This window comes from Sphingopyxis sp. (genome assembly GCF_050725655.1).
Classification (GTDB): domain Bacteria; phylum Pseudomonadota; class Alphaproteobacteria; order Sphingomonadales; family Sphingomonadaceae; genus Sphingopyxis.
The window spans coordinates 18,183-34,281 of sequence record NZ_JBOHHT010000027.1 but is presented as its reverse complement, the minus strand read 5'-3'; the positions used below and the strand labels follow the sequence as shown (position 1 = coordinate 34,281).

Below are 16,099 nucleotides of genomic sequence, written 5' to 3'. Positions count from 1 at the left end.
CTATGGGAGGCCGGGAGGGGGAGCGGGCCGGTGCCGCCCTCTAACTAGCGCCTGCGGCTGAGCAGCAGCCAGGTTGCCCCCGACGCGGCAATCGCGAGAACGCCGGCGACCAACGTGCCGCCGATCGTATGCGCAAAGGGCAGCCCGCCGGTGTTCATCCCGAAAAAGCCCGTCACCAACGTCGCGGGCAGCAGCAGCGCGCTCATCACCGACAGGAAATAGAGATTCTGGTTGGTGCGCTGCGCGGTCTGGAGGTCGAGCTCGTCGCGGAGCATGCGGAGCTGCGCCTGCACCCCGCCGACATCGGCGTCGAGCGCGTGGAGCCGCTGGACGACATGCTCGGCGACAGGGGCGAGCAGTGGTGGCAGGTCGGGGTCCATCTCAAGCCGGTGGAGCGCGGCACGCATCCCGCCGATCAGCCGGTGCAGCCGCGCGGCGCGACGCCGGATCGCGACAAGGTCGCGCGTCGCGGGCGTCACCCGTTCGTTGAGAAACTCGTCCTCGGCGGTCTGGATGTCGACCGAGAGGGTGCGGACCAGATGGCTGAGCCCGTCGGCCATCGCACCGACCATCAGGTTCAGCGCCGCACCGCTGTCGCAGACGTCAAGGCCGAGTGCGATGCGCTGCTTCACAACATCGGCCGAATGGATCGGATGAAAACGGCCGGTGAGCATCAGGTCGGGCGTGACGACGATATGAAGGGCGCCGATCTGCATCGTCTGACCGGCGTCGAAATCGCGCTCGAAGTCCTGGAGGACGAGACCGACGACGCCATCCTCGACGATCGCCTGCGAATGCGTGTCGCGTGAGAGCATCAGCTCGTGCATCGCGCGCGGCAATTGCGTCTGGCGCTCGAGCCAGCGCAATGTGCGCTGGTCGGCAAGGTTGAGGTGCAGCCAGCGGAAACTTGCGTCCGCCGCTTCGTCGCATTCCTCGATCGGCCGGGTGCCGTCGGCCGTCCGCGCGCAGCCCCATATGAGCCCGGGTTGCATGACAATGGTCTCAAAGGACTGGAACGGGTTGTCCTCGTTCGTTGCCGTGGCAATGATCCTTCAGAAGATGGCCGACAGCAAGGCATAGAGCCCGCCTGCGAGCAGGATCGACACCGGAAGTGTGAGCACCCACGCCATCAGCAGGTTACGGATCGTCGACATCTGCAATCCCGACCGGTTCGCCGCCATCGTGCCTGCGACGCCCGACGAGAGGACGTGGGTGGTCGAGACCGGAAGGCCGAGCATGTCGGCGGCGCCGATCGTGCCCATCGCGACCAGCTCGGCCGACGCGCCCTGCGCATAAGTAAGATGCGTCTTGCCGATCTTCTCGCCGACGGTGACGACGATGCGTTTCCACCCGATCATCGTTCCCAATCCGAGCGCAAAGGCGACCGCGATTTTCACCCAGGTCGGGATGAAACGCGTCGCGCTGTCGAGCGAGGTTTTGTAGGTCTTCAGCCCCTCCGCTTCCGTGTCCGAGAATTTGAGCGTCTTTTCCTTGCCGAGGCGCTTGATCGCCTCGGAGGCGAGATACATGTCGTTGCGCATATTCTCGGTCGCGGCCGCCGGAACCTTCGCGAGCGAGCCATAGCCCGTCACCTGCCGGTCGATATTCGTCACCAGGGCACCGAGCGCGGGAACGGTCGCGGGCTGGAGCGTCTTGTCGGCGATATAGCTCGTCACCGCCTTGCGTGCGTCGACCGGCGGCGCGACGCCGCCCGAATGGGCGGCGAGCGCTTCGGCGGCGATCGAGGAGTTCACCTGAAATTCAGCGACATATTTCTCGGGCACTGCGCGGTTGAGCGCATAGGCGGTCGGCACGGTGCCGATCAGGATGAGCATGATCAGCCCCATGCCCTTTTGCCCGTCGTTCGAGCCGTGCGCGAAGCTGACCCCGGTGCAGGTGAAGATCAGCAGCGCACGAATCCACGTCGGCGGCGGCGTCTTGCCCTTGGGCGCCTCATAGAGCGCGCGATTGCGGACGAGCGTCTTCATCGCAAGGAACAGCAGCGCCGCGACGGTGAAACCGAGCAAGGGCGAGAGCAACAGCGCGTAGCCGATCTCGGTCGCCTTGGTCCAATCGACCCCCGCGGTGCCGCTCTTTCCATTGAGCATCGCGTTGGCGATGCCGACCCCGATGATCGAGCCGATCAGCGTGTGCGAGCTCGACGAGGGGATACCAAGATACCAGGTCGCGAGGTTCCAGACGATCGCCGCGATCAGCAACGCAAAGACCATCGCGAAGCCCGCGTTCGAGCCGACCTGAAGGATCAGCTCGACCGGCAGCAGCGAGACGATGCCGAACGCGACCGCGCCCGTCGACAGGAGGACGCCGAGGAAATTGAAGAAACCCGACCAGACGACCGCATAATTGGCGGGCATAGAATTGGTGTAGATCACCGTCGCGACGGCGTTGGCGGTATCGTGAAAGCCGTTCACGAACTCGAAGCCGAGCGCGATCAGCAGCGCGATGAACAGCAGGATGAAGGGCAGGTACGCCGTGGCGTGGACCCCGGCCGCAGCCGCGTCGCTGTACACGCTGTAGGCGACATAGAGCAGGGTCGCGAGGATCGCGGCGCCGAACCCGAGGGTGCCGGCGCCGCCGAGCCCCTTGTCGAGATCGGGCCGTTCGGCGCCTGCCGGTTCGATGATGGTCGTATCCGCCGCGGTCGCGCTCATCGGGTGGCTCCTGACATCTCAAGGGATGGATCGGGGCTACAAGGGATGGATCGGGGCTAAGCGTCGGGTGTGACAGCAAGGTGACGGGTCACCGCAAAGCAGAAGGCCGAGGCCATGCGAAAACCGGCCCCGGATATATCTTGAACTAACCGTCAGGAATCCTACATTGATGTCATCGTCAACAAGCGAAAGGAGGTGGTCGAATGTCTCATTGTCACACGCCGCATGCGGCAGATTTGAGCAAGACCTTCTTCGCGGGGGTCCAGCTCGGATAAGCTGTCCGCGACAGGCAAGACAATGGAAGGGCTGCTCCGAAAGGGGCAGCCCTTTGTTGTTGGGGATGCCGAGCAGCCCGACGCCGTCAGGCAAGCGTCAGGAAACCCGGTTAAAGCCGGTGTGATGTCTAACCTTGTCGCCAAGGTTAGACATTGAAGCAACGCAAAGCATTGAATTTAGGTAATAATGGGAAAAGTTTGGAGGCCCGAGCCGGAATCGAACCGGCGTGCACGGATTTGCAATCCGCTGCGTCACCACTCCGCCATCGGGCCTCATGCCAAATTACCACGTCCTCAGTGGGACGGGCCGGGTGTTGGACGGCGCCGCTAGTGAGGGGCTTTGGCTGCCTTGTCAAGGATTCGCCGGAACAGCACCGCTCGGGCCGCGGCACAGCGCGCGATGAGGGTTGGCGGCACCCCCATTGACAGCTATGCGCGGCAACAATGCGGCTGCGGGGCTGTATTACTATTGCAATACAGCAATGCTTCGGCTAAGGCTGCCCCGCAAAGGTTCATGTTCCAGGGAATTGGAAAAGGCTGATGGCGACGAAGTTTAGCGAAATCACTGCGGCAGAGATGCGCGCTGCCATGATCGACAGCCAGCTGAGGACCAACGACGTCACCGAACCCGCCGTCGTTGCCGCGATGGCGGCCGTGCCGCGCGAGGCGCATGTGCCCGCGTCGCTCGCCAGCGTCGCCTACACCGATCGCGCGGTCGCGCTGGGTCACGGCCGCGCGCTGAACGCGCCGCTGGTCACCGGCCGGATGCTCGTTGCGGCGGCGATCCGCCCTGGCATGCGCGTTCTGCTCGTCGGCAGCGCGACAGGCTATACCGCCGCGCTGCTCGCACTGCTCGGCGCCGAAGTTCACGCGGTCGAGGAACAGGGCGAATTGATGACCGCGGCGCAGACCGCCGCTCTCCATGGCAATATCCGCTGGGTCGAAGGACCTCTGAACGCGGGCGCCCCCGATGCGGCACCGTTCGACCGCATCATCATCGAGGGCGCGATCGAAACGCTGCCCGACGCGCTTGTCGCCCAGCTCGCCGACGGCGGCCGACTGATCGCGGCGCGGCGCGAGGGCGCGGTGACGCGGCTGGTCGAGGGCGTGAAGGCCGGCGGCGGCGTCGCGCTGCGCAGCTTCGCCGACATGGACGTCGCACCGTTGCCGGGCTTTGCGGCGCCGGCGGGTTTCCGTTTCTAAAGCCACTTCCTTCCTTGTTTCAGGCTGACATCTTTATGAACGATAACAATAAGAAACAGCCACTTCGCCGCGCCCGCTGGCTCGCTGGCCTCGCGATCGGCGCGCTGATGTTGCCCGCGACGGCGCAGGCCGAAACTTTGCAGGGGGCGCTGGCCAAGGCGTATGAAAACAACCCGACACTGACCGGCGCGCGCGCGGGACAGCGCGCGAATGACGAGAATGTTCCGATCCAGAAAAGCTTCGGCCTTCCCGAGATCAGCACCCGCGCGGATTATGAAGAAAATATCATCATCCCGGGCAACAGCTTCAACTCGCCGATGCGGTCGGTCACCGGGTCGGGCCAATTGTCGGTGCCGATCTATCAGGGCGGCGCGGTCCGCAACGCCGTGCGCGCCGCCAAATTTCGCGTCGAAGCCGGGCAAGCCGACCTTCGCGCAACCGAAGCGAGCATATTTTCGCAGACCGTCGGCGCCTATATGGACGTCATCCGCGACCAGGCGATCGTCCAGCTCAACCAGAAGAACGTCTCGGTCCTGCGTACCAACCTGCAGGCAACCAGCGATCGCTTCGAGATCGGCGACCTGACGCGCACCGACGTCGCCCAGTCGGAGGCGCGGCTTGCGCTCGCCGAAGGCGATCTGCGCAACGCCGAGGCGAACCTGATCGGCAGCCGTGAATCCTATATCCGGCTTGTCGGCGATGCCCCGACCGACCTTCAGGCGCCGCCGACGCTGCCGAACCTGCCGGCGAATGCCGAGGAGGCAGTGGCGATCGCGCTGAACAACAATCCCGACATCGAATCGGCGAATCAGCTGGTCAGCGCGTCGAAGGCCGATATTGGCGCCGCCAAGGCGTCGCGCGCGCCGAAACTGTCCGCGACGCTCGGCGGCAACTATAATAATTATCTCGGCTCGCTGAACAGCGGCGTCACCGGCGTCGGCGTGACGCAGGAAACCTCCGCTGCGGCGGCGGGCGTGTCGGTCACGCTGCCGATCTTCACCGGCGGCCGCCGTTCGGCACAGGTTCGGCAGGCGCAGTCGCGCGGCAGCCAGGCGATCGAACAATATGTCGAGGTCGAACGCGGCGTGATCGCACAGACCCGCGGCTCCTATGCCGCCTGGCAGGCGAACGAACGAATCATCACCGCGACGCAGCAGGCGGTCAGCGCCAACGCCCTCTCGCTCGAAGGCGTGCGCGCCGAAAACAGCGTTGGCACGCGGTCGATCCTCGATATTTTGAACGCCGAGCAGGAATATCTGAATACCCAGGTCCAGCTCGTGTCGGCGCAGCGCAACTCGTACGTCGCCGCCTTCTCGGTCCTCGCCGCGATGGGCAAGGCCGAAGCGCGCGACCTCGGCATCGGCGGCGGCGCGCTCTATGATCCCGAAGTCAATCACCGGCGCGTGCGAGGCGAAATCTGGGATTGGGCCGACGATCCGGCACCGCAGCAAGTGGCGACCGACACCCGCGCCGTTCCCGCAGCCACCGCCAGTGTTCCCGTCGGTCCGCCATCGCTCTCGCCACAATAAGGCTTGGCAAAATGCGCCCAAAATCGGTAAGAGGATTGTTAACCATCCGGTAATCGCGATGGTTTAGGGGGTTGGTTATGGGCGATATGTCGCGGGAACCATCGATGGAAGATATCTTGTCGTCGATTCGGCGCGTGATCGCTCGTGACGAGGCGCCCGGCACCGTTCGCGAAGCGCGGCTCGCCGAAAACGACGATATTCTCGACCTTCAGGACGAAGAGGACGCCGAAACGGCGCCTGCGGCCGAGGAACTTGTCTCCGAAGCGAGCGCCGACGCCGCGCGCCAGTCGCTCGAAGCACTGACCGCCGCCGTGGCCCCCGCCGTTGCCGCTGCCACCGTTGCGGCCCCGACCGTTGCCGGCCGCACGATGGAAGATGTCGTCCTCGACGCGCTGCGCCCGATGCTCAAGGAATGGCTCGACGCCAACCTGCCCGCGCTGGTCGAGGCGATGGTCGCCAAGGAAATCAGCCGGATTACCGGCAAGCGGCTCTAACTAGCCCAATCTTCCAGCAAGTAACGCGCGATCGCCAGCGGCGGCGGCGCCATGAACGGCGCGCCCATATCGCCCGCGAGCGCGGCGCGCACCTCGTCCCGGTCGACCCACATCGCCGCCTCGATCTCGGTCGTATCGAGCGTCAGCGCGGGGTCCTTGGCGACCGCGCGGCACCCGATCATCAGCGACGAGGGGAACGGCCAGGGCTGGCTCGCCACATAAGAGACGTCCGAAACGCGGATGCCCGCCTCCTCGAACAATTCGCGCGCAACGGCTTCCTCGAGCGATTCGCCGGGTTCGACGAACCCCGCGAGCGCCGAAAAGAACCCCGGCGGAAACCCGCCCTGCCGCCCGACGAGCACACGCCCGTCGCATTCGGCAAGCATGATCACGACCGGGTCGACACGCGGAAAATGCTCGGCGTTGCAGCTGCCGCAGCGCCGCCCCCAACCGCCGCGAAACAGGTCGGTCGGGGCGCCGCACACCGCACAGAAACGATGTCGCGCATGCCAGTCGACAAGGCTGCGCGCGCCGCCGTAAAGCGCCGCATCTTCGCCCGACAGCAACGGAAGCAGTCGCATCACCGTGCGCGACCGCGCATCGATCCGCCCCCCCGAAGCGGCCTCGCGAACAAAATGCGGGATTCCTGCGTCGTCGATGCCGAGCAGCATCAGCGCGCGGTCGTCAGCAGGGTCGAGCGGCTCCCAAGAGAGTCCGCCGCCTTCGCCCGGAACGAAGTCTATTCCGTCGAGCACAAGGCAGCGTGCCCGCGGATCGGCCGTTGAGGCCGCAAACGCCTCCGCATTCGTCCGCAACTGGTCGGCGCGGTCGAGCCACGCCCCGGTGAAACCGAGCGGCAAAGGCATCAGCGGGTCACATCCTTGAAGAAAGTCTCGCCGAACTTGCCCTGGAACGACACCGCGTCGGGCGGCATGATCTGCGTATAGCCGCCGACGCGATAGCCGAGCCCCCGGTGGACGAAGCCAATCGTGCCCGCGGCGCCCGCCCAGCCGAAAACCCCCTCGCCCCCCGGCGAGCCCGGCAGCGACACGCGCGCCCCCGCGCCAAAGCCCTGCCCGTCGATAAATGTTCCCTTGCGGTCGACGCTGTCGGCGATGAGGTTCGACATCGCGAGCCGCGCGGTTTCGCGCTTCATCACGCGCACCCCGCCGGTTTCGCCTTCACCCAGCAGCATCGCTAGGAAGCGGTCGTAATCGCGCGCGCTCGACACGAGCCCGCCGCCGCCCATGGGATAGGGCGGCCGGTCGAGATAGATCGAGCTCGCCGCGGGATCGAAGGGGATCAGCGCGCCGCCGAAGGGCGCATAATTGCTCGTGAAGCGCCCCACATCCTTCGCGCTTACCATGAAGCCGGTGCTCGTCATGCCGAGCGGATCGAACAGCCGCGCCTTCAGGAAGGCGTCGAACGGCTGGCCCGATACGACCTCAATCAGCCGCCCCATCAGGTCGAGGCTGATCGAATAGCTCCATTTGGTGCCGGGCTCATAGACGAGCGGCAGCGCCGCAAGCCGGTCCGCCATCACGGCAAGGCTCGGCGCGGGGGTCACCGGCGCGAAACCCGGGATCGGCAGCCGGCTCGCCTGCCCGCCAGCGATCCCATTGTCGTCATAGGCTTTTTTGATCGGCCCCTTCTGGATGATATTATAGCCGAGCCCCGCGGTGTGGGTGAGCAGCTGGCGCACCGTGATCGGGCCTTTCGCGGGGCGCACATCGATGATCGAGCCGTCGGGCACATTCTGCACGTTCATCTTCGCAAACGCGGGCAGGAAATCGGCGATCGGCTGGTCGAGCGTCATCTTGCCGTTTTCGATCAGCAGCATCGCGGCGATGCCGGTGACGGGCTTGGTCATCGAATAGAGGCGCCACAATGTGTCGGGCCCGACCGGCGTCGGCGAATCGTTCGATTGCACCCCCGCGCCGAAAAAGACCGCTGCTCCCTGCCCCTTGCCGATCGCGGCGAGCGCACCGGCGAGTTCGCGGCGGTCGACAAAGCCTTTGATGAACGCATTGGTCGCGGGGTAGAGCGCGGCGCCGTCGATCTTCCACGCCAGCGCGGCGCGCGGCAGCAGCGCCCCCGCACCGGCCAGCGCCATCCCACCCATCAGCGCGCGGCGCGACACCATCATGTTCATGCGTCTCTCTCCAGCATCTTGTCGGTCAGCTTGCGATAGAGCGTTGGCAGCCCGGCGGCGTCAAGGTCCGCGATCGGCCACCATCCGCCTTCCGCTGCGGCATCGGGGCCTTCGGTGGGGGCTTCGCGCCGCACCAATGTCAGCGTGAGGTCGAAATGGGTGAAACCATGATCGACGCTGACGATTCCCGACTCGGACGATCGCGCGTCGGTCCAGTCGCCGCCAGGCAGCGCGCGCATCCCGCCGAGCATGCCCTTGTCGGGCCGGCGCACGAGCCAGATCTGCGCATCGCGCTCGATCCAGTGCGCCAGCCCATGCCGATGCGGCTTGGCCTTCTTCGGCGGTTTCACCGGCAGGCGCTCGATATCGGGCAGCCCGCGGGCGCGGCAGTCGACCATCAACGGGCAGATCGCGCACGCCGGGCGGCGCGGCGTGCAGACGGTCGCGCCCATGTCCATCAGCGCCTGCGCAAAATCGCCCGGCCGGTCGCCGGGCACAAGCGGCTCCAGAGCGACGCGAATCTCGCGCTTCGCCATCGGCAGCGGGGTTTCGATCAGGCGGTGGCGCGCGATCACGCGCTCGATATTGGCGTCGATGACAACCGCCGGGCGTCCGAAGGCGATCGCGGCGACCGACGCGGCGGTATAGTCGCCGATCCCGGGCAGCGTGCGCAGCCCGGCCTCGCTATCGGGAAAGCGCCCGCCATGCCCAGCCACCACGGCGCGCGCGCAGGCGAGCAGGTTGCGCGCGCGGGCATAATAGCCAAGCCCCGCCCACGCCGCCATGACATCGGCATCGTCCGCTGCCGCCAGATCGGCAACCGTCGGCCAACGCTCGGTAAAGCGCGCGAAATAGCCCGCGACCGCGGCAACCGTCGTCTGTTGCAGCATGACCTCGGCCAGCCAGATGCGGTAGGGATCGGGAACGCCGCCGCTGTTCGGCGCGATGCGCCACGGCAGTATCCGCGCTGCACGAGCGTACCACGCAAGAAGCCGGTCCGCGAAGTCTTCAACAATGTGGGAAGTCTGGACGCTCACCCCCCGCCTATGGCATGGCATCCGCTATGACGAAAGACGCGGGAGAGGATGCGCCGGCCAAAAAGGCGAAGGCGAAGAGCGGGGCCAAGAGCAAGAAACCGCCCGTGCGCGTCTATGAACGTCCGCGCGGCGGCGAAGCGCGCATGGTCTCCGACCTCGTTCCCGAAATCGGCCGCGCCGCTTTTCGCAAATTCGGCTTTGTCCAAAGCTCGGTCGTCAGCCGCTGGCGCGAGATCGTCGGCGACCGGCTCGCCGACGTCACCCAGCCCGCGATGATCCGGTTTCCGGCAGGCCAGAAAGCGGGCGGCACGTTGCACCTGACGATCAGCGGCGCGCACGCCCCGATGCTGCAGCATGTCGCGCCCGACATCATCGGCGCGGTCAACCGCTTCTTCGGCTACGCCGCCGTCGCCCAGGTCCGCATGACGCACGGCCAGGTCACGCCCGCCCCGTCCGTTCAGCCGCCGGCAATGCTGAAACCCGTACCCGCCGAACTGGGGGACAGCCTGCGCGACATCGGCGACCCGGAACTGCGCACCGTGCTCGAACGCATGGCGGCAGGACTGGCGACGCCGCCCAAGCTCCCTCGCATAAGCTAAAGGAAAGACGGCCGACGATGTCCGCTTTTGACGACCCGCTTCTCGATCGCCGTGCGACGGTGCTGGCACTCTCGGGCGCCGCGCTCGGCCTGATCGCCGCAACGCCCGCGAAACCCACGCTTTGGTCGCAGACCGTGACGACCACCCCGATCGGCGCCTTCCTCGTCGGCAATCCTGCCGCGAAGGTCCGGCTCGTCGAATATTTCAGCTATACCTGCCACATATGCGCCGATTTCGCGACGGCGGGCTCGCTGCCGCTGAAGACGGGCTATGTCGATCGCGGGCTGGTGCTGTTCGAATATCGCAATCTGGTGCGCGACCCCGTCGACATGACCGCGGCACTGCTCGTGCGGTGCGGCGGGCCAAAGGCTTTCGCGAGTAATCATCAAGCCATCTTCAACAATTTCCCGGCGCTGATCGCCACGATCCAGAAGGCAACCGACGCGCAGAAGACGAGCTGGTTCGAAGGCAGCACCGGCGAGCGCGCACGCAAGATCGCAGCCGGCACCGGTCTCACCGCGCTGATGCGCGCGCGCGGCTACACCCAGGCGCAGATCGACGCCGCACTCGACAGCGAGGTGGCGCAGGCCGAACTCACCGGCATGACCAACATCGGCCTCAATGCCGATCGCGTCGAAGGCACGCCAAGCTTCTTCGTCAATGGCCGCAATGCCGGGGTCACCGCATGGCCCGCACTCAAATCGAAACTCGACCTTGCCCTCAAGGGCTCGTAAAAGCCCTGCATTCCCGTTTTCGTGGAGAAAGAAAAAGATGAACGCATCGCTTCGTATCGCTCTGTTGTCCTCGCTTGGCGCGCTCGCGCTCTCGGCATGCGGCGGCGGCGCGGATGATCCCGCCAAGGAAAAGGATGTCGTGGCCAAGGTCGCGCCGCCGGCCGGCAAGAGCTGGTCGCAGGTCGTGCGTGTCGACGGCGACGGTGTCGTGATGGGCAACCCCGATGCGCCGATCAAACTCGAAGAATATGGCGCCTTCACCTGCGGCCATTGCGCGCAGTTCGCCAAGGATTCGCACGAAGAGCTGAAGCGCGATTTCGTCGACACCGGCCGCGTGTCGTACAAGCTGACGCCGTTCATGCTGCACCCGGTCGACGCGATCTCGGGCGCGATCGTCAAATGCACCGGCCCCGACCGCTTCTTCCCGCTCGCCGATGCGACCTTCCTCGAACATGAGGCGTTCATCGCCGGCGCGTCGAAGCCGGCGCCGGGAATCGAAGAGGCGATGAAGCTGCCCCCAGCGCAGCGTTTCGTCGCGCTCGCCAAGGGCTGGGGCATCGATCAATTCTATCAGCAGCGCGGCGTTCCCGCCGCAACGATCCAGCAGTGCCTCGCCAAGGTCGAAAATGTCGAAGCGATCGAAAAGGGCACCAATGCCGGGGTCGAAAAATATCAGATCACCGGCACCCCGACCTTCATCATCAACGGCCAGGTCGTCGAAGGCGTCGCCGCATGGGGCCTGCTCCGCGACCGCCTGCGCACGATGGGCGCACGCTGACACACTTCATGCCCTCCCCTTCAGGGGAGGGGCCAAAGGCCCTTGCGACTCCCCTAGCCACGCGGCATGACGGCTTGCAGGGGGATATGTGACACCAAGGTTGCACCAGCTCCGATTCGATGAGCTGCACGGGGCGTCCTCGTGCAGATAAAGCGGCTGCGCCTGACCGGTTTCAAAAGCTTCGTCGAACCCACCGAACTGCGCATCGAACCCGGGCTGACCGGCGTCGTCGGCCCCAATGGCTGCGGCAAATCGAACCTGCTCGAAGCGATCCGCTGGGTGATGGGCGAATCCTCCCCCAAATCGATGCGCGGCGGCGGGATGGAGGATGTCATCTTCGCCGGCACCTCGACGCGCCCGGCGCGCGACTTTGCCGAGGTCGCGCTGCATTGCGACACCGAAGGCGCGCTCGTCGCCGGCCTGTCGGACTCGAGCGACGGCGACGATCTGGAGGTCATTCGCCGCATCGAACGCGGCGCGGGCAGCGCCTATCGCGCCAACGGCCGCGACGTGCGCGCCAAGGACGTCGCGCTGATCTTTGCCGACGCCGCGACCGGCGCGCACAGCCCCGCGCTCGTCAGCCAGGGCAAGATCGCCAACGTCATTGCCGCCAAGCCGACCGATCGCCGCGCGATGCTCGAGGAAGCCGCGGGCATCGCCGGCCTTCACGTCCGCCGCAAGGACGCCGAGCAAAAGCTGCGCGCGACCGAAACCAACCTCACCCGCCTCGCCGAAATCGTCGCCGATATGGAGGTGCGCGCCAATGCGCTGCGCCGACAGGCGCGCGCGGCGGAGAAATACAAGAAGCTCAGCGACGAGATTCGCATTGCCGAGGGACGGCTGATCTATGCGCGCTGGCGCGACGCCGCCGCCGCCGCCGATCAAGCGCGACGCGATGCCGACGCCGCCGAAGCGGCGGTCAAGACCGCGCAGGACGAACTCGAAACCATATCGAAAGCGCAGACCGAGGTCGCAACGCGCGTCGCCGCGGCGCGCAGCGACGCACAGGCGCAGCGCGACGCGCTCGCCGAGGCGACCGCGACTCAGGTAAGGCTGCAGGGCGAGGAGCGCGCCGCACTCCAAAGACTCGAGGATCTGGCGGCGCAGCAAAGGCGCCTCGCCGACGACCGCACGCACGAAAGCGAACTCGCACGCGACGCCCATGCCGCACTGACCGCGCTCGATACCGAAACGAAATCGCTCGCGCAGGACATCGCCGGCCATGACGCGGGCAGGACCGCGCTCGCCGACGCCAATCTCGCGGCGCAGGCGCGGCTGCGCGATGCCGAGGTCGCGCTGGCGCAGGCGCGCGCCAAGGCCGCGAGCGAGGCAGCCGACCGCCGGATCGCGGTTTCGGCGCGCGATGGTGCCGAGGCGGCCGTGCGCCGCGTCGCAAACGACAAGGCCCGCGTCGATGCCGAGATCGCTGCGCTCGGCGACAGTGGTGCGCTCGCCGCGACGCTCGCCGAAAGCGTCAAAGCCGCCGAAGCCGCTGAAACCACAATCGCCGCCGCCGAAACCGCGCTGCACGAGGCCGAGGCCGATCGCGAAGCGGTCGCCGCCGACCTCACCGGAATCGAAGCGGGCCTTGCCGAAGCGCGCGCCGCGCTCGCTGCGCTCGATGGCGAGGCGGCGACGCTCGAACGCGCACTGGCTGCGGCGCGCAGCGACGAAAGCCGCATCCTCGACCAGCTCCGCGTCGCGCCGGGCTATGAAGCCGCGCTCGCCGCGGCGCTCGGCGACGATCTCGACGCCGGGACCGACAGCCAAGCGGCGCGCAGCTGGGGCGGCGCCGACGCAGCGAAGGATGATCCCGCGCTGCCCCCCGGCACACGCCCGCTCGCCGAATTCGTCCAGGCACCTGCCGCGCTCGCCCGCCGTCTCGCTCAGGTCGCGGTGGCCGACACTGACGCCGGGCAGCCACTCGCAGTCGGCCAACGCCTCGTCACGACCGATGGTGTGATGCGCCGCTGGGACGGCTTCGTCACCCGCGGCGACGGCGCGACCGCCAGCGAGCGGCTGCAACGCCAGAATCGCCTCGACGCCCTCGCCGCGCAGCGCCCGCAGGTCGAGCTTGGCGTGCAGGAACTTCGCGACCGCCGCGACGCCGCGGCTGCCAAGGCCGCCGCACTGGCCGACGCCGCCGCGACCGCGCGCAAAAGCGTCGCGCAAGCCGACGAGGCCCGCCGCACAGCGCTGCGCGCCGCCGATCAGGCACAGGCCGCGCTCGACCGCCATCGCGACGCCGCAGCCCTGTACGACCGCCGCCTCGGCGAAATCGCCGAAGCCGCAAAGGAAGCCGCCGACGCGCTGGCCGTGCAGGACGCCGCGCTCGCCGCACTCCCCGACGACAGCATCGCGCGCGCGGCGCTCGATGCCGAAGACCAAGCGGCCGAACGCGCGCGAACCAACGCCGGGACCGCACGTGACGCCCTCGCGGCGCACGAACGCTCGCTTGCAAGCCTGAGCGAGCGGCAGGCGGTGGTCAGCGCCGAGATCAAAAGCTGGAAGGCGCGCGCGGGCGAGGCCGCACGGCGCGTGACCGAGATGGACAAGCGCGCCGACGCGCTGGCAGGCGAAGCAGCGAAGCTCGCCGACGTCCCCGCCAAGCTCGCGCAGCAGCGCGCCGCCGCCGAAGCACAGCAGGCCGATCTGCGTGAAAAGGTCGCCGCCGCCGAAGCGCAGGAACGTGCCGCCGAGGCCGCGCTGCGCGAAGCCGAAACCGCGCTGAACGCCATCCGCGAACGCGTCGCAGCCGCGCGCGAAACGCGTGCCGGAGCCATCGCCCGTTCCGAAAATGCCGAGCTGCGGCGGATCGAAATGGGGCGTTTGTCGGGCGAACGCTTCGAATGCCCGCCGCCGCTGCTGCCGCAAAAGGCCGGATTCGAAAGCGACAGCGTCGGCGATGCCAATGCCGAATCGGCGCAGCACGACCGGCTGATCGCCGACCGCGAGCGGCTCGGTCCGGTGAACCTCGTCGCCGCCGACGAACTCGCCGAACTCGACACCGAGCGCGAGAAAAATGCCGCCGAAATCGAGGAACTGACGCAAGCGGTCCATCGCCTGCGCGGGTCGATCGGCAACCTCAACCGCGAAGGCCGCGTCCGCCTGCTCGCCGCGTTCGAGGCGGTTAACGGCCATTTCCAGCGATTATTCACGACGCTGTTCGACGGTGGGCAGGCGCATCTCGAACTCGTCGATTCGGACGACCCGCTCGAGGCCGGGCTCGAAATCATGGCGCAGCCGCCGGGCAAACGCCTCGGCACGCTCACCCTGCTGTCGGGGGGCGAGCAGGCGCTGACCGCAGTGGCGCTGATCTTCGGCCTGTTCCTCACCAACCCCGCGCCGATCTGCGTCCTCGACGAAGTCGACGCGCCGCTCGACGACGCCAATATCGAGCGTTTCTGCGACCTGCTCGACCGCATGGCGCGCGAAACCAACACGCGTTACCTGATCGTGACCCACAATGCGGTGACGATGGCGCGCATGCACCGGTTGTTCGGTGTGACGATGATCGAGCGCGGCATATCGCGCCTCGTGTCGGTCGACCTCGGCGGTGCCGAGGAGCTGCTCGCGGCGGAATGATCCTCCCTGCGGCGAAGCCGTGGGGAGGGGGACCGCCGCGAAGCGGTGGTGGCGGGGCCGAAGCCTCCTTGCCCCTCCGTCAGCGCGTCGCGCTGCCGCCTCCCCATGCCTGCGGCACAGGGAGGATGAAAGTCAGGGCGCCGTCCCCACCACCAGCATCGCCGCGAACACGAGCAGCCCTGCGAACCGATTGCTGCGGAATTTCGCCAGCGCATCCTCGCCGTTTGCCGGGTCGAGCGTGACCACCTGTCCCGTCAGATGCACCGCCGCCGGCAGCAGCGCGATCAGAACCAGCGGATCGGGCCGCACCGCCCACAGCGCGCCGCCCCAGCAGGCGAGCGCGAGCGTGTAGCACATCGTGACGCCCGCCTTCACATGACGCCCCATCGCGCGCGCACTCGATTTCACGCCGATCAACATATCATCCTCGATATCCTGCAGCGCATAGATGGTGTCGTACCCGATCACCCACGCAATGCAGCCGGCATAGAGCAAGGGCAGTGCGGGTCCGGCCTGTCCGCCCACCACGACCCACGCGACGAGCGCGCCCCAGCTGAACACAAGGCCCAGCCACGCCTGCGGCCACCAGGTGATGCGTTTCATGAACGGATAGCCCGCGACGAGGATCAGGCTGCCGAGCGCGACGATCTGCGCCGGACGCGGCAGCTGGAGCAGCACCAGCAGCCCGATCAGCGACAGCAGCAATGTCCACAGCAGCGCGTTCCGCACCGACACCGCCCCGCTCGCGACCGGACGCGACGCCGTCCGCGCCACTTGCGCATCGAGGTCGCGGTCGACGATATCATTATAGACGCAGCCGGCCCCGCGCATCGCGATCGCCCCGACCAGCATCCACAGGAACAGCGGCCAGTGGCTGATCGCACCCCCGCCGAGCGCCAGCGCCCAGGCGCAGGGCCAATAGAGCAGCCACCAGCCGATCGGCCGGTCGAACCGCGCGAGCAGCGCATAGGGCCGTGCCGCGGAGGGCAGCAGGGCGACGAAACCACGAAGCTGGCTATCGGGAGGATGGGTGGCAGTCAT

General features: G+C 67.1%; 13 protein-coding genes and 1 tRNA gene. 7 read left to right on the top strand and 7 right to left on the bottom strand.

The window, feature by feature from the left end:
* Positions 1-44: 44 nt before the first annotated feature.
* From ACREBX_RS03465 to ACREBX_RS03455, 3 genes are all read right to left on the bottom strand, one after another.
* Positions 45-992 carry a CorA family divalent cation transporter gene (locus tag ACREBX_RS03465; protein WP_431560362.1) on the bottom strand — a complete coding sequence of 316 codons (948 nt, stop codon included), beginning with the start codon at positions 990-992 and terminating at the stop codon, positions 45-47.
* 60 nt (positions 993-1,052) lie between these two features.
* Positions 1,053-2,672, bottom strand: coding sequence for an inorganic phosphate transporter (locus tag ACREBX_RS03460; RefSeq protein WP_431560361.1), 1,620 nt, complete (start codon positions 2,670-2,672; stop codon positions 1,053-1,055).
* Positions 2,673-3,146: 474 nt separating this feature from the next.
* Positions 3,147-3,220 (bottom strand) — tRNA-Cys (locus tag ACREBX_RS03455).
* 267 nt (positions 3,221-3,487) lie between these two features.
* Between ACREBX_RS03455 and ACREBX_RS03450 the strand changes: the two genes are divergently transcribed.
* From ACREBX_RS03450 to ACREBX_RS03440, 3 genes are all read left to right on the top strand, one after another.
* Positions 3,488-4,150: a protein-L-isoaspartate O-methyltransferase family protein gene (locus ACREBX_RS03450; protein WP_431560360.1), complete on the top strand. Its 663-nt coding sequence runs from the start codon at positions 3,488-3,490 to the stop codon at positions 4,148-4,150.
* A 35-nt stretch (positions 4,151-4,185) separates the two neighbouring features.
* A complete protein-coding gene (locus ACREBX_RS03445; RefSeq protein ID WP_431560359.1) occupies positions 4,186-5,679 on the top strand; it encodes a TolC family outer membrane protein in 1,494 nt (497 codons plus the stop codon).
* A 104-nt stretch (positions 5,680-5,783) separates the two neighbouring features.
* Positions 5,784-6,173, top strand: coding sequence for a DUF2497 domain-containing protein (locus ACREBX_RS03440; protein ID WP_431560358.1), 390 nt, complete (start codon positions 5,784-5,786; stop codon positions 6,171-6,173).
* Here ACREBX_RS03440 and nudC read toward each other — a convergent pair.
* From nudC to ACREBX_RS03425, 3 genes are read right to left on the bottom strand one after another with little or no spacing between them, the layout of a single operon-like run.
* Positions 6,170-7,039 (bottom strand): NAD(+) diphosphatase, encoded by an 870-nt coding sequence (gene nudC, locus ACREBX_RS03435; RefSeq protein ID WP_431560357.1) that lies wholly within the window; start codon positions 7,037-7,039, stop codon positions 6,170-6,172. The two genes, ACREBX_RS03440 and nudC, sit on opposite strands and share 4 nt — an antisense overlap.
* Complete coding sequence (locus ACREBX_RS03430) at positions 7,039-8,325, bottom strand: serine hydrolase domain-containing protein (protein WP_431560356.1); 1,287 nt, start codon at positions 8,323-8,325, stop codon at positions 7,039-7,041. The genes nudC and ACREBX_RS03430 overlap by 1 nt, the downstream gene beginning before the upstream one ends.
* Positions 8,322-9,383, bottom strand: coding sequence for an A/G-specific adenine glycosylase (locus ACREBX_RS03425; RefSeq protein ID WP_431560355.1), 1,062 nt, complete (start codon positions 9,381-9,383; stop codon positions 8,322-8,324). Before ACREBX_RS03425 ends, ACREBX_RS03430 begins: the two co-directional genes overlap by 4 nt.
* A 5-nt stretch (positions 9,384-9,388) precedes the next feature.
* Here ACREBX_RS03425 and ACREBX_RS03420 point away from each other — a divergent pair, with 5 nt between their 5' ends.
* The 4 genes from ACREBX_RS03420 (at position 9,389) to smc (ending at position 15,058) form a co-directional block, all read left to right on the top strand.
* A complete protein-coding gene (locus tag ACREBX_RS03420) occupies positions 9,389-9,961 on the top strand; it encodes a DUF721 domain-containing protein (RefSeq protein ID WP_431560354.1) in 573 nt (190 codons plus the stop codon).
* 17 nt (positions 9,962-9,978) lie between these two features.
* Positions 9,979-10,695 carry a DsbA family protein gene (locus tag ACREBX_RS03415; protein ID WP_431560353.1) on the top strand — a complete coding sequence of 239 codons (717 nt, stop codon included), beginning with the start codon at positions 9,979-9,981 and terminating at the stop codon, positions 10,693-10,695.
* A 37-nt stretch (positions 10,696-10,732) separates the two neighbouring features.
* Complete coding sequence (locus tag ACREBX_RS03410) at positions 10,733-11,473, top strand: thioredoxin domain-containing protein (protein ID WP_431560352.1); 741 nt, start codon at positions 10,733-10,735, stop codon at positions 11,471-11,473.
* Between the two features lie 141 nt (positions 11,474-11,614).
* Positions 11,615-15,058 carry a chromosome segregation protein SMC gene (smc, locus tag ACREBX_RS03405; protein WP_431560351.1) on the top strand — a complete coding sequence of 1,148 codons (3,444 nt, stop codon included), beginning with the start codon at positions 11,615-11,617 and terminating at the stop codon, positions 15,056-15,058.
* A 132-nt stretch (positions 15,059-15,190) separates the two neighbouring features.
* Here smc and ubiA read toward each other — a convergent pair whose 3' ends face one another.
* Positions 15,191-16,099, bottom strand: a complete 909-nt coding sequence (gene ubiA, locus ACREBX_RS03400) for a 4-hydroxybenzoate octaprenyltransferase (RefSeq protein WP_431560350.1) — start codon at positions 16,097-16,099, stop codon at positions 15,191-15,193.

Bases quoted from the DNA above. Each gene is read 5' to 3' on its own strand.
- ACREBX_RS03465 (WP_431560362.1), bottom strand. From the start codon at position 992: ATGCAACCCGGGCTCATATGGGGCTGCGCGCGGACGGCCGACGGCACC.
- ACREBX_RS03430 (WP_431560356.1), bottom strand. From the start codon at position 8,325: ATGAACATGATGGTGTCGCGCCGCGCGCTGATGGGTGGGATGGCGCTG.
- ACREBX_RS03420 (WP_431560354.1), top strand. From the start codon at position 9,389: ATGACGAAAGACGCGGGAGAGGATGCGCCGGCCAAAAAGGCGAAGGCG.
- ACREBX_RS03410 (WP_431560352.1), top strand. From the start codon at position 10,733: ATGAACGCATCGCTTCGTATCGCTCTGTTGTCCTCGCTTGGCGCGCTC.
- ACREBX_RS03415 (WP_431560353.1), top strand. From the start codon at position 9,979: ATGTCCGCTTTTGACGACCCGCTTCTCGATCGCCGTGCGACGGTGCTG.
- ubiA (WP_431560350.1), bottom strand. From the start codon at position 16,099: ATGACTGCCACCCATCCTCCCGATAGCCAGCTTCGTGGTTTCGTCGCC.
- nudC (WP_431560357.1), bottom strand. From the start codon at position 7,039: ATGCCTTTGCCGCTCGGTTTCACCGGGGCGTGGCTCGACCGCGCCGAC.
- ACREBX_RS03440 (WP_431560358.1), top strand. From the start codon at position 5,784: ATGGAAGATATCTTGTCGTCGATTCGGCGCGTGATCGCTCGTGACGAG.
- ACREBX_RS03425 (WP_431560355.1), bottom strand. From the start codon at position 9,383: ATGCCATGCCATAGGCGGGGGGTGAGCGTCCAGACTTCCCACATTGTT.
- ACREBX_RS03445 (WP_431560359.1), top strand. From the start codon at position 4,186: ATGAACGATAACAATAAGAAACAGCCACTTCGCCGCGCCCGCTGGCTC.
- ACREBX_RS03460 (WP_431560361.1), bottom strand. From the start codon at position 2,672: ATGAGCGCGACCGCGGCGGATACGACCATCATCGAACCGGCAGGCGCC.
- ACREBX_RS03450 (WP_431560360.1), top strand. From the start codon at position 3,488: ATGGCGACGAAGTTTAGCGAAATCACTGCGGCAGAGATGCGCGCTGCC.